Raw genomic sequence first — 11,529 nt, 5'->3', positions numbered from 1 at the left:
CCTCCGTTTAGTTATTGCATTATCAGGGCCAGCATGGCGCGCACCGCGGCGGCGCTGGCCAGGCGTGCGTGCGCCTGGCTGTCGCCTGGTCCGACCTTGATGCCGAGGCCGCCGCCTTGTGCAGACTGAACCCACGCGAAGCCGGCTTCATCGGTAATATCGTCGCCGATGAATACAGGGCGACGGCCGGCGAATGGCGCTTCTTGCATGAAAGCGGCGATTGCGCTTCCTTTGCTGATATCGGCAGCCTTGGCTTCGACCACCATCTTGCCGCGCAACATGACAAATCCTTGCTCCTGCAGTAGCGCTTCGGTCATCGCCAGCAGGCAGGCATGTTCGCATTCCGGCGCGCGCCGGTAGTGCAAGGCTAGCGCGCCGCGTTTGACTTCCAGCAGCAAGCCGGGATGCCGGGAGACCAGTGGGCTGAGATAGGGCAGCAAGCGTTCGACGGCTGGCACAGGGAGATACGTCAAGCGGCCATCGGCGCTGCGGCGCTCAACGCCGTGGACGCCGGCCGCAGGCAGGCGCAACGGCGCGAGGAAATGATCAATTTCCTCCAGCGGCCGGCCGGTGACGATTGCTAGCGCACCATCGGCAGCATGTTGTAGTCGTTGTAAATGTGTTATCAGGTCCGGTGGCACCCATACGCTCTCCGGGCGTGGAGCGAGATCTACGAGCGTATTGTCGAAGTCAAGAAATAGCGCATCAACGGCAAAATCGTAAGCATCATTTTGTGGAGGCATGCTATCTATGGTGGATTAATCAAGAATTAGTTCCCATGACAAATATGACGCATGCCAGTTTGATATCGAAGCGAGGTCATTGGACGCGTGTGTGAGCTTTAAAATCCTTGCGCTTTCATTGCCTCCAGCTCCATGGCGGCATTGCGCTCTTCACTGGCTTCGATCGGTTCCATTTCATCGTCGACGAACGTAGCTGCGCGCTCGGCGGCAATTTTTGCGGAATCCAGGTTATCGCCGAACTCTTCCTCGTCTCCGCCCGGGGGCTCCAACATGTCTTTCAACATGGCGCGCAGCTCCGGCGTATCCCACGCTTCGCCATGACGTTTCTTGACAGTGATGTAGTGACGGATTTCCGCGTCTTGCTCGGACGTCAACGGCAACCCGCGAAAGCTGGTTTTCGGATCAATATCGGCCATGATGTAACTCCCGAGAGGCTCTAGGAGTGAGTGTAGACCTATTGTGACCGCAAGTGCAATCGGAGGAGATTGGTACGATGTCCGGCAACCTGGCTGACAATTTATAGCTTGGGAATCCTGATCCGGCTTACCATCAGCGCGCCCGACGCCGCAAACATCAGCACCAACGGATGAAACTGAAAGCCGCCCACATATACGACGCCGAACCACAATTGCTCGCCTAGCGCGCCATACCATGCGGCAGCGGCCAGCACCAATACCAGCAGCATGGAAGTCGGGATCGGCGTGCCTTCGAAATACTTTACCTTGTCGCCGCCGTCGGACAGTTTTTCCGAAGTGACGTTGTAGCGCGCCAGGCGCGATACGCCGCAGGCGACAAAAAACACCAGGATGATGCGGTCGACCAGTCCCTGCATGCCGCAGCCATAGGCAATGATCGCGGGTGCCACGCCGAATGAAATCACATCGGCCAGAGAATCCAGCTCGCGCCCCATGGCGGAACTTTGCGCACGCCAGCGCGCAATTCGGCCATCTAGGATATCGAAAACCAGTGCCGCCGGAATCAAGGCGCAAGCGATCAACAGGTGCATCACTTCGCGGTTCTGCAGATAGGTCATTACGGAAAACAGGGAGCCGACGCCGCAAAATGCGTTGCTCAGCGTGAACCAATCGGCGAGATGGAACTCGCGGATCATCGAAAACGGTTTTGGTTTGGTCATTACTTCAATTCGCAGTGTGATAGTGGAAACAGGCAGAGGTTAAAAATACCTGTGCCAAATCTATCACATACCGCGAGGAAACCGGTATCCGTTGTTTGGACCGATTGAGTTATGAGCCTGCCAAAACGGTGTTCTTTGTCAGATGTTCAATGGCGGCGTGCCTTCCTTGAACAGCTTTCCAAGCTGGCTCCGCAATTCTGGCGTATCTTCGTGCTGGTGGACGCTTACAGCGTGCTGGACTGCGGCTTCCAGCAATTCGGTATCGTTGTCTGCGGAAATCGCTACCGAACAATGACTATCGCTGGGGTATTCGCGGCAATCGATGTATTTGCGTGACATGGTGTACTCCTTACTGGCTGTCATCGGATGTTGGCGCTTGTGACGCATGACGTCAAATTCTTGCTTCCAGCACCAGGTTGAACGGTGTTTCTGTCGCCCGGCGGAAGTGACTGAAACCCCCTTTGCTGACAACATCTTTCAAGCGCGCTTCCCCGGCTTGCGCTCCGAGGCCCATTTGTCCATCTTGCGATAACGAAGCAGGAGTACAGATCATGGTCGAGGCGGCGTAGAAAATACGCCCGACTGGATTGAGGTTGTCCTCGGTCTGGTCGTTGGCAAAAGGTTCCACTATCATCCAGGTGCCATCGGGACTTAACGATTGCCTGACGTGGGCGGCGGCGCCAATTGGATCGCCCATGTCGTGCAGGCAATCGAAAAAGGTGACCAGCTGGTAATTGTGGCCAGGAAAATCTTTTGCGGCAGCAACCTCAAATCTCGTCCGGTCTGCGACTCCGGCTTTTTCTGCAGCGTCGCGCGCGCGGCGGATCGATGGCTCATGGTAATCAAAGCCAACAAAGGTCGAATCAGGATAAGCTTGCGCCATCAGCACCGTTGAAGCGCCGTGACCGCAGCCAACATCCGCGACCGATACGCCAGACTTCAGTTTTGCCTCGACGCCTTCAAGCGCAGGTATCCAGGCGCTGACCAGATTGGCCGCATATCCAGGTCGGAAAAATCGTTCTGTGCCGTGGAAAAGAGCGTGGTTATGCTCATGCCAACCGACGCCTTTACCGCTGCGAAAAGCCGCCTCGAGTATGGGTAAATCGCAAAACATCGATTCGCATACCTGGAAGAAGCCGGGAATGAATACAGGACTGCTGTCGTCGGCGAAGCATAGTGCTTGTTCGGCCTGCAGCTCATAGGTTTTGGTGGCGGGAGTGTATTCGAGGAAGCCAGCTGCCGCTTGTGCAGCCAGCCATTCGCGCAAGTAGCGTTCGGTCATACCCGTGCGGGTCGCCAGTTCGGCGGAGGTCATCGGACCTCGCCCTGCCATCGCTCGATATAAACCAAGTTTGTCGCCAAGCAAAATCAGCGCGGCCGATGCGACCGCTCCGAACTCGCCTACCATACGGCCCATGAAATGTTGAAGTCGCTCTTGATCGATAGCCATGATGTGTCTCCTCATCATCAGCCAGAACGCAATTTTGCCGTTGCTATAGATGCTTGATCCCACTAATCCAGTGATTTCAAACGGCCTCCGGCGAGCACGCCGGAAAATAAATACTAGGCATCAAAAAAACGTTTGTCAACGCTGAGTTCATCCCTGTTATCAATTCATTCGGCACCCTTGGAATCACTCATTTCACAATGATGTTTCGCGTCAAGTTATTGCTGAAAATCATTCGGAAAATGAGAGACATGTTTAATAAGATTCTGCCTTGGCAAGTACCGGTTGAGCGCGGTACATATCAGGGAACAGGCGTTTGAGATCGTCGATCTTGGGCAAGTCGTTGATGACGATATACGGATAGCTTGGATTGCGCGTCAGGAAGTTTTGGTGATAGGACTCTGCCGGATAAAAGCCGCGCAATGGTTCTACTTTCGTCGCCACCACGTTGCTGAACACCTTGCTGTGGTCGAGTTGCGCCACATAGGCTTGCGCAACCTTGCGTTGCATGTCGTTCGCCGGGAATACCGCAGAGCGATACTGGGTGCCGCTATCCGGTCCCTGGCGGTTCAGTTCGGTCGGGTCGTGCGCCACTGAGAAAAATATCTGCAGTAGCTTGCCGTAGGTAACCTGGGTTGGATCATAGGTGATCTGCACTGATTCCGCGTGGCCGGTATCGCCGTCGCTAACACGGTTATATTGGGCCGTATCGCGGCTACCTCCCGAGTAACCGGAGACCACATTGGTGACGCCGCGTACATGCTGGAATACGCCTTGCACGCCCCAGAAGCAGCCTCCGGCGAGCACTGCGGTCTCCGAATGCGTGCCGGCGGCGACCTGTTCGTCGCTGACGGGTGCAGGAACCACCTTTGCGGCCTCGGATGAAAAGGCCAGGTTCTGGCTTAGCAGCACGGCTGCGCCTAGCCAGAGCACGCTGCGCAAACGCTTACTCCAGGATGAAGACGGGATTGCAGTTGCTTGTTTGATTTTTGTTGGCAAGTTGTCCATGATGGTCATCCTCTTCAGTGTGATCAGTGTGATAAATAGTGCTGGGCTGGTATTTAGTCGACAAAGGCTGGATTTCCTTACGACGGAAAGCCACTATTTCCATGTATCTTTGAGGTTGGGCTGGCCGCGCGAGAGCGCGATGTTGTTTCGATAAATTTTTTCATGGCAACATGCCGCAGGCAGTTTCCTGTCTGCCGATATTCGATACTTGATACTTATCTACGAGAGAGAGTGTATGACGGTTTCAATAAGGCCGCCGGTTGCTGCTGACTACGCCGCGATAGCGGTATGGATTCCCGATGCGGCCGCCTGCGCGCGCTGGGCCGGGCCGCAACTGACATATCCGTTCGACCCGGAGCAACTGCCGCAACTGCTGCAGGTGCAGCCTGGCGCCAGCTTTGCACTGTGTCAGGGTGATGCCGGTCTTCTCGGCTTCGGTCAGTACCGCTTGCGTCAGCCCGGTGTCGCTCACTTGTGCCGTATCATCATTGCGCCTTCAACGCGCGGCAGAGGTCTGGCGAAAGTCTTGTGCCGTCTGCTGATGGAAGAGGCAAGCCGTACCGCTGCGGCACAGGCTGCGACCCTACGCGTATATCGCGACAATCCTGCGGCCTGCGCTGTTTATACTGAGCTGGGGTTTGTCGAGGTCGAGGCTGAGTCGACCACCGAGGTGCTGTGGATGGAGAAGCAAATCAGCCACGCTGGCTAAGCGACGTAGCCTGTGGCGAGGGACGTAAGAATGCGTTCCTGAGCCAGGCATTCACGGGCTCGGAATAGAAGCGCGCGATCAGGCCAGCCACGATGGCGGAGAGAATCAGGAACAGGGTCAGCGCCGGAAGTTTCCAGGCATACGGCATGGCGCCTTTGGGGACGAAGCTGCGCATCAGCCCCAAAACGACGATATGGAACAGGTATAGCTCATAGCTGTGCCGTCCCAGCCAGCGGATTACACCCAGCATGCGATTCTTTTTCAGCCACGCCGGCACATTTTCATTGCGGGCGCCCAGTAACAATACGGCGGTGCCGGCGGCGATCAGACTGAAGCCAAAAATCTCGTTGCCATCGATGCCACGCAGATAGACCGTTACTACCAGGCATGCGGCGGCAATCTGGGTCAAGCGCCATGCGATCCCCTTCAGGCGCAGCTTGTCGGCAAACAGCGCAGCAAAACAGCCAAAGGCAATCGCATCGAAACAGGCCGCATACGCATACATGAAATAGATTTCGTCGTCAGTATGGAAGCTACGGTAGATCGGGCCGATGATGATCGCCAGCGTCCATACGGCAGCGATTGCCCATTGCCGTTTTAAGCCAAAGCATAGCAGTGGGAACACCAGGTAGAACACTTCTTCCACCGACAGCGACCAATAGATATTCATCGCATAGTTGAAATACCAGGCGTGCTGCATCAACACGTTGTGCCAAAAGGTCAGGACTGACAGCACCGCCAGCGGCATGTTGACAGCCGGCCATCCGGGCTTGGCGACGTTGATGAATTCCGGCTGGCCGAGCAAGCCCAGTACGACAATTGCAGCGAGCGCCACCAGCAGGCAGGGGAGTATCCGCGCCATGCGGAAAATATAGAAGCGCGGAATATCAACCTGGCCAAGGTTGCCGTAACGCTTGATCGTGGTAGAGGTAATCAGGTAACCGGAGATGACGAAGAACATCGTGACGCCATAGTTGCCGTTGATCGTCAGCGCACGGATGGCTTCCTTGGAAAGCAGATAGCGCAGCGGACTATCTGATAACGCATAGGATAATTGGTAGTGCAGCAGCAGGACCAGGCAAATTGAAATCCCTCTTAATACATCTACTCTGAAGTTGCGGGAATCATCAAGAGTCATGGATTTTCATTTCCCGGCGGGTTTTTGATAGAGCCGATTTTACTGTCGATTTATACGCGGCTGCGAAACAAAGCGTCTATTTTCTCTCTGTGCCTAGCCGTTGCTTGTCGCCGACGGCAACAAGTGCAGCTGGGCGTATTGCAGCAGCATGATAGTTTTGCCGTCGGCGATTCCACCGTCGGCGACCATCTGCAACGCGCGTTCCAGCGGCAGTTCCAGCACTTGTATATCTTCTCCTTCCGCTTGCAGCCCGCCACCAGCGCTGATACGTGAATCGGGCTCATATTCGGCGACGAAAAAATACAGTTTTTCGGTGACCGATCCTGGGCTCATGAATGCTTCGAATATTTTTCGGACATCGTGCACGCGATAACCGGTTTCCTCTTCGACTTCCGCCCTGATGCGCTGTTCCGGACTTGCGTGATCGAGCAGACCGGCTGCGGTCTCGATCAGAAAGCCATCGTGTCCATCGCCAAAAGTAGGAAAGCGGAACTGGCGGATCAGGATGACGCTGCGGCGCTCGCGGTTGTAGAGCAGGATGGTGGCGCCGTTACCGCGATCATAGGTTTCGCGCGTCAGGGTTTGCCAGCTGCCGTCGCTGCGGCGGTAATCGAAGGTGGTTTTCTTCAGAAGATACCAATCGTCCGACAATACCTCGACGTTGCGGATCTTGATTCTGCTGGCGTTGTCATCGTGCATGGGAAATCTCCTGATGGATTGTTTGCGTGAGCTTGCGTTGCTGTAATTTATCATGCAATATCGTGAAATATCAAGAAAAAACGTGCAAATCAACCGATACATAATCTATGCTTACTCTGCAACGCAAGCAGCACCTGCTGGAAATCCTTGAGCGAGATGGTCAGATCGTCGCCAAAACGCTCAGTGAGCAACTGGGCCTGTCGGAGGACACGATTCGGCGCGATTTGCGCCAACTGGCGAAGGAAGGCTTGCTGCAACGCGTGCATGGCGGCGCTCTGCCTGCCTCGCCGGCGCTGGCCGCTTTTGCCGAGCGGCAGCAGATATCGCCTGATGCCAAGCCGGCCATCGGGCGCGCTGCCGCCGCCATGATTCAACCTGGCCAAGTGGTGTTCATCGATGGCGGCACCACGGCAGTGCAACTGGTGCGACAGTTGCCGCAGGCTTTGCAGGCGACGGTGGTGACGCATAGCCCATCGATAGCAATCGAGCTGGTGACCTATCCGCACATTGAAGTCATCATGATCGGCGGCCGCCTGTTCAAGCACTCGATTGTTGGCGTCGGCGCGGCAGCGATCGAGGCCATCGGAAGGATTCGAGCCGACTTGTATTTCATGGGCGTATGCAGCTTGCATCCCGAAGCCGGCATCAGCACCGGCGATTTCGAAGAAGCCTGCATAAAGCGCGCGCTGAGCGATGCGGCGACGAAAACAATAGTGCTGGCTTCGCCGGAGAAGCTGGACACTGCTTCTCCATTCCAGATTGCGCCACTGAACCAGGTCAGCGAGATTGTGGTGAATGCGGGAGTAGCGGACACGCTGATCGCACCATATCGAAAGATGGGAATAGCGATTACCCTGGCTTAGCTTTTTGCCGGTATCTGGATATAATCAAGGCCTTCATCAGGAGGATTTTCGACATGAACAACTAATACTGCCATGCCCAGCATGGCCTTGATCGTCCCGATTCAATATGAAGAATCGGAGTCCGAGCCTAACTGACAGGAGTATTAACCATGCCGAAATCCGAGCCATTCAATCTGCTCGCCCACAACGCCGCAGCGTGGGACCTCCAAGCTTTGTCCGACAGTCCATGGTCGCAACCGGTCGGCAGCGACGTCATCACCGCCGCCCGTGAGGGGCAATGGCAAATCCATCTGACGCCCAGCCCGTTGCCAGCCGACTGGCTAGGCGATATATGCGGGAAAAGAATATTGTGCCTGGCTTCTGCAGGCGGTCAGCAAGCCCCGGTGTTGGCTGCGGCGGGCGCTGACGTCACTGTGTTCGACTTGTCCCGCGAACAATTGGAAAAAGATCTCGCGGTCGCCCATCGCGATGGTTTGTCACTGGACATTGTGCAAGGCGACATGCGCGATCTGTCGCATTTTTCTGATGCAACGTTCGATCTGATTTTCCATCCAATTTCCAATCAGTACGTTCCCGATATCCAGCCGGTATGGAAGGAATGTTTTCGTGTTCTACGATATGGCGGAGAGTTGCTCGTCAGCTTTTTCAATCCCGCGGTTTTTATCGCTGATCGGGATCCCGTCTATGCGGCGCAAGGCTTGGTACGACCGCGCTTCAGCGTTCCATACTCAGATCTAGAAGATTTGGATAGTGTTGCATTGGCGGCGAAACAAATGCGCCGTGAAGCCATGGTTTTTGGTCATAGCCTGGCAAGTCAGATCGGCGGCCAGCTCGCTGCCGGCTTTGCCCTGACGGGGTTTCTGGAAGAAATTCATCCTAATCCTCGCTTTGAAATCGAGAAATTCATGCCGAGTTTTATTGCGACGCGAGCGATGAAGCCTTAGTTGTTTTATAAGTCTTTCACTATAATGAATTCACCTGCTTGCGTAAATTCTTATATAAACATCCATGCGCCATATCAATCCACCAGACCTGTCACACGAACTTGTTTTCCTGCGTCCGCTAAGTAGAGATGATGCGGATGCTTGGTATGCGTATCTGACCATGCCGCATGTGCTGGAACATACCAGCTGGCAGCTTCGTTCCATTGACGATCTGTTGCAGAAATTCGACGCCATGGAATCAACGAATCCGGCATCTGAGCTGCGCTTCGCTATCGTACTGCGCAATACTGGCGCGCTGGTCGGAACGATCGGCTTTCACAGTTTGTCGCTAATGAATCGGACCGCAGAAATCGCGTATGACCTTGCGCCGGATGTTTGGGGTAGAGGCATTGCGCCATCGGCATGCATGGCGATGGTGGACTGGGCTTTTGCGCGTCTCGGTGTGGTACGGGTACAAGCTACTGCGCTTGATTCAAATGTCCGCACAGTCAGGGTGTTGGAGAAATGCGCTTTCCAGCGAGAAGGCTTGTTGCACAACTTCAGGATGGTGCGTGGCGAATCGCGAAATTTCTGGATTTACGCGCGCATCAATCCGAATCCTACTAGCGCAAAGTCCTAGCCTCGCGCTAGGCTGGTTTTACCAGGCCAGTTTCGGCGAGGCGTGCTTCGGAACGGTCGCCCAGCAGATAGCGTGGTCCGCTGCCGCGTCGTTGCGCCGTATCTTCCGGATTGTAGAGCGCACACTTTTTAAGCGACAGGCAACCGCAACCGATGCACGAGGTGAGCTGATCGCGCAATGCGGTTAGCGTGTCTATGCGCTGTTGCAGAAGCGGTTGCCAGGAACGCGACAGGCGTTCCCAATCCTGCTTGGTTGGTGTGCGTTGCAAGGGCAGGGTAGACAAGGCCAGTTTGATTTCTTCAAGGCTGAGTCCTACCGTCTGAGCCACCCGGATGAATGCTACCCGGCGCAGCACATCCCTGGAGAATTGGCGTTGCCGTCCTGTCTCTCGCTTGCTGCCGATCAAGCCTTGTTCTTCATAAAACCGCAATGCACTGGCTGCGACGCCGGAGCGTTTTGACAGCTCGCCGATGGTGATCAATATGTCATTCATGCTGTTCCTCGAAATTCCTGTTGACTTCAAGTTTACTTGAACTTTCATACTTCGGCTGTTGATATCGTTTCCGGGGCCATGCAATGAGCGAACTAATCCACGACCTGACACTTCAGCAGCTACTCGATGCCAACGGCCGTTTTGCGCTGAACGGCAAGGGCACGACGAATCATTGTCCGATGGCGCTCTGCGCGCTTGCCGCCATGGGCGCACAGCCGGCGCGCTTGCATGAATTCTTTGAGCAATGGATGCATCGCTTTGCGGTGCCGGACGCCACACCCGTTGTGCGTATAGAACGCGGATCTTGGCCGGAATATATTAGCCAGCCCGAAGCTTTTGCCGCCTTGCGTTTGTGCTTCCAGGAATGGATCATGGCAGAGGGAGTGGATGCAGTAATCGCGCAGATATTCAGCCAACTGCCATTTGCGCCGGCCAGCGGCGCATTTCACGCAATAATCCGGCTTTCCTATGGACTGGAAGCGATGCACGACGGCGAGATCGCGGCCGGCCTGGCGGCGCTGGTGAGCGGTAATCTTCCTATCGAAATTGACATCCGTGATCGTCCCCCAGCGGCGTCCGTCAACGCTGGCCTGACGGTACTGTCGGATGTATTGCACGGCGTCGAATTCAAAGGCGACATGATTACAACGCGCTTGCGAGCGGTGGCGGTGAGTTCCTTGTTTCGATCGGCGCTGTCGGCGCCGCCGAAGCTGACGCCGCTGAATGCGCAGCTGCTGGATGATATGGCGCGCGCGGCGATCCAGCTGTATTGGCAAACAAATAATTTCACAGCATTGCATATGGTGACCGGCTTACACGCGGTGCGCCGTGTTTTCAGCCATTTGCCCGAAGCAATTGCGGAGAGCCTGCTGCCGGATTTATGGAAAGCTTTCTGTGCCGCTTATGTGTCGATCGGGGCGCCGCCGGTTACCGATGGCGCCGGCTATTCTCTTGCGGATGGCGCCGATCCGTGGCCGCGGCTGTTCAGACTGGCGCTGGCATCCGATGACGATCACGATATCAAGACTGTGTACACATGCTATTGCGAGAATTTGCGCGCTCCTTCAACCTTGTATCATGCCGCAGCTGCAAGAAGGGTCAGGCATTTTGGCTGATATCTTGCGGCGGATTCATGCTAAATTTTAGACTTGAATTCTCTAACCAGCTGTTACGCCAGCTTTGGGTCCGCCGCCATGATCGACACCATACAAACAGTTGAATCCCGTGATCTGGATGAACTCAGGATGTTGACGGAACGGGTCATCGTCGCCGACACGGTAACCGGTGATCTTGCCTTGCAAATGGAACTGATTCATAACGTTCATCAAAACCTTGACTGGTGGCTGGCAAACCGAGAGCACTGCTGTCACCTTAAATATACGCGTGACGGCCAAACCGTCGCCGTGGTGCTGGTCAAGAATTTCTGGAATCTCTGCAGTCTGTTTGTGGTGCCAGAACTGCATCGCCAGGGCATTGGCCGTGCGCTCATCCTGGCGGCTATCCAGCAGTGCCGCGCGCTGACAGACAGGTCGGCCATCCGCCTTAATTCCGCACCCAATGCGGTGGCGTTTTATGAATCCATCGGATTCTATCCGGAAGTATGTACAAGAACGCTGCCGCCGGGATTCAAAGCCATGGCGCTTCAATTGTGAGCTGCGCACAGTCATTCTGCCTTGACTTCTAGTATCTTGTCGCATTGCGGTGAAAATTCTGGAGTCAAATCAAAAGGAG

General features: G+C 55.3%; 15 protein-coding genes. 6 read left to right on the top strand and 9 right to left on the bottom strand.

Annotation, left to right across the window (positions count from 1 at the left end):
- Positions 1-11: 11 nt before the first annotated feature.
- From otsB to msrA, 6 genes are all read right to left on the bottom strand, one after another.
- Positions 12-743 carry a trehalose-phosphatase gene (gene otsB / locus LT85_RS16175; protein ID WP_038490680.1) on the bottom strand — a complete coding sequence of 244 codons (732 nt, stop codon included), beginning with the start codon at positions 741-743 and terminating at the stop codon, positions 12-14.
- A gap of 98 nt (positions 744-841) precedes the next feature.
- On the bottom strand, positions 842-1,159 hold the full coding sequence (locus LT85_RS16170; protein WP_038490677.1) for a hypothetical protein: 318 nt from the start codon (positions 1,157-1,159) through the stop codon (positions 842-844).
- A 101-nt stretch (positions 1,160-1,260) separates the two neighbouring features.
- The gene (gene pssA, locus LT85_RS16165; protein WP_038490674.1) at positions 1,261-1,878 is read right to left on the bottom strand and encodes a CDP-diacylglycerol--serine O-phosphatidyltransferase; all 618 of its coding nucleotides are present in this window, start codon (positions 1,876-1,878) and stop codon (positions 1,261-1,263) included.
- Between the two features lie 138 nt (positions 1,879-2,016).
- Positions 2,017-2,217, bottom strand: coding sequence for a DUF1059 domain-containing protein (locus LT85_RS16160; RefSeq protein ID WP_038490671.1), 201 nt, complete (start codon positions 2,215-2,217; stop codon positions 2,017-2,019).
- A gap of 52 nt (positions 2,218-2,269) precedes the next feature.
- Positions 2,270-3,328 (bottom strand): class I SAM-dependent methyltransferase, encoded by a 1,059-nt coding sequence (locus LT85_RS16155; protein ID WP_038490670.1) that lies wholly within the window; start codon positions 3,326-3,328, stop codon positions 2,270-2,272.
- 252 nt (positions 3,329-3,580) lie between these two features.
- Positions 3,581-4,333 carry a peptide-methionine (S)-S-oxide reductase MsrA gene (gene msrA / locus LT85_RS16150; RefSeq protein WP_038496523.1) on the bottom strand — a complete coding sequence of 251 codons (753 nt, stop codon included), beginning with the start codon at positions 4,331-4,333 and terminating at the stop codon, positions 3,581-3,583.
- Positions 4,334-4,568: 235 nt separating this feature from the next.
- Here msrA and LT85_RS16145 point away from each other — a divergent pair, with 235 nt between their 5' ends.
- Positions 4,569-5,042 (top strand): GNAT family N-acetyltransferase, encoded by a 474-nt coding sequence (locus LT85_RS16145; RefSeq protein WP_038490666.1) that lies wholly within the window; start codon positions 4,569-4,571, stop codon positions 5,040-5,042.
- Here the strand turns inward: LT85_RS16145 and LT85_RS16140 are convergent.
- A complete protein-coding gene (locus LT85_RS16140) occupies positions 5,026-6,180 on the bottom strand; it encodes an acyltransferase family protein (protein ID WP_038490664.1) in 1,155 nt (384 codons plus the stop codon). The genes LT85_RS16145 and LT85_RS16140 overlap by 17 nt on opposite strands.
- Positions 6,181-6,273: 93 nt before the next feature.
- On the bottom strand, positions 6,274-6,879 hold the full coding sequence (locus LT85_RS16135; RefSeq protein WP_038490662.1) for an NUDIX domain-containing protein: 606 nt from the start codon (positions 6,877-6,879) through the stop codon (positions 6,274-6,276).
- A 107-nt stretch (positions 6,880-6,986) separates the two neighbouring features.
- Between LT85_RS16135 and LT85_RS16130 the strand changes: the two genes are divergently transcribed.
- From LT85_RS16130 to LT85_RS16120, 3 genes are all read left to right on the top strand, one after another.
- On the top strand, positions 6,987-7,742 hold the full coding sequence (locus LT85_RS16130) for a DeoR/GlpR family DNA-binding transcription regulator (RefSeq protein ID WP_038490660.1): 756 nt from the start codon (positions 6,987-6,989) through the stop codon (positions 7,740-7,742).
- 149 nt (positions 7,743-7,891) lie between these two features.
- Positions 7,892-8,686, top strand: a complete 795-nt coding sequence (locus LT85_RS16125) for a class I SAM-dependent methyltransferase (RefSeq protein WP_038490658.1) — start codon at positions 7,892-7,894, stop codon at positions 8,684-8,686.
- Positions 8,687-8,750: 64 nt separating this feature from the next.
- Positions 8,751-9,305: a GNAT family N-acetyltransferase gene (locus LT85_RS16120; RefSeq protein ID WP_038490655.1), complete on the top strand. Its 555-nt coding sequence runs from the start codon at positions 8,751-8,753 to the stop codon at positions 9,303-9,305.
- A gap of 7 nt (positions 9,306-9,312) precedes the next feature.
- Here the strand turns inward: LT85_RS16120 and soxR are convergent, their stop codons facing one another.
- A complete protein-coding gene (gene soxR, locus LT85_RS16115; protein ID WP_038490652.1) occupies positions 9,313-9,798 on the bottom strand; it encodes a redox-sensitive transcriptional activator SoxR in 486 nt (161 codons plus the stop codon).
- A gap of 83 nt (positions 9,799-9,881) precedes the next feature.
- On the opposite strand from soxR, the gene LT85_RS16110 reads away from it, so the two are divergent.
- Positions 9,882-10,913, top strand: a complete 1,032-nt coding sequence (locus tag LT85_RS16110) for a questin oxidase family protein (protein WP_038490649.1) — start codon at positions 9,882-9,884, stop codon at positions 10,911-10,913.
- Positions 10,914-10,991: 78 nt separating this feature from the next.
- The gene (locus LT85_RS16105) at positions 10,992-11,450 is read left to right on the top strand and encodes a GNAT family N-acetyltransferase (RefSeq protein ID WP_081992444.1); all 459 of its coding nucleotides are present in this window, start codon (positions 10,992-10,994) and stop codon (positions 11,448-11,450) included.
- Positions 11,451-11,529: the final 79 nt, after the last annotated feature.

Origin of the sequence: Collimonas arenae, assembly GCF_000786695.1 — a bacterium.
Classification (GTDB): domain Bacteria; phylum Pseudomonadota; class Gammaproteobacteria; order Burkholderiales; family Burkholderiaceae_D; genus Collimonas; species Collimonas arenae_A.
Note: the sequence above shows the minus strand (reverse complement) of the source record. Positions and strands in the feature narration are given on the sequence as shown.

Bases quoted from the DNA above. Each gene is read 5' to 3' on its own strand.
- LT85_RS16145 (WP_038490666.1), top strand. From the start codon at position 4,569: ATGACGGTTTCAATAAGGCCGCCGGTTGCTGCTGACTACGCCGCGATA.
- LT85_RS16105 (WP_081992444.1), top strand. From the start codon at position 10,992: ATGATCGACACCATACAAACAGTTGAATCCCGTGATCTGGATGAACTC.
- LT85_RS16140 (WP_038490664.1), bottom strand. From the start codon at position 6,180: ATGACTCTTGATGATTCCCGCAACTTCAGAGTAGATGTATTAAGAGGG.
- soxR (WP_038490652.1), bottom strand. From the start codon at position 9,798: ATGAATGACATATTGATCACCATCGGCGAGCTGTCAAAACGCTCCGGC.
- LT85_RS16110 (WP_038490649.1), top strand. From the start codon at position 9,882: ATGAGCGAACTAATCCACGACCTGACACTTCAGCAGCTACTCGATGCC.
- LT85_RS16160 (WP_038490671.1), bottom strand. From the start codon at position 2,217: ATGTCACGCAAATACATCGATTGCCGCGAATACCCCAGCGATAGTCAT.
- msrA (WP_038496523.1), bottom strand. From the start codon at position 4,333: ATGGACAACTTGCCAACAAAAATCAAACAAGCAACTGCAATCCCGTCT.
- LT85_RS16125 (WP_038490658.1), top strand. From the start codon at position 7,892: ATGCCGAAATCCGAGCCATTCAATCTGCTCGCCCACAACGCCGCAGCG.
- LT85_RS16155 (WP_038490670.1), bottom strand. From the start codon at position 3,328: ATGGCTATCGATCAAGAGCGACTTCAACATTTCATGGGCCGTATGGTA.
- LT85_RS16135 (WP_038490662.1), bottom strand. From the start codon at position 6,879: ATGCACGATGACAACGCCAGCAGAATCAAGATCCGCAACGTCGAGGTA.
- otsB (WP_038490680.1), bottom strand. From the start codon at position 743: ATGCCTCCACAAAATGATGCTTACGATTTTGCCGTTGATGCGCTATTT.
- LT85_RS16120 (WP_038490655.1), top strand. From the start codon at position 8,751: ATGCGCCATATCAATCCACCAGACCTGTCACACGAACTTGTTTTCCTG.
- LT85_RS16130 (WP_038490660.1), top strand. From the start codon at position 6,987: ATGCTTACTCTGCAACGCAAGCAGCACCTGCTGGAAATCCTTGAGCGA.
- pssA (WP_038490674.1), bottom strand. From the start codon at position 1,878: ATGACCAAACCAAAACCGTTTTCGATGATCCGCGAGTTCCATCTCGCC.
- LT85_RS16170 (WP_038490677.1), bottom strand. From the start codon at position 1,159: ATGGCCGATATTGATCCGAAAACCAGCTTTCGCGGGTTGCCGTTGACG.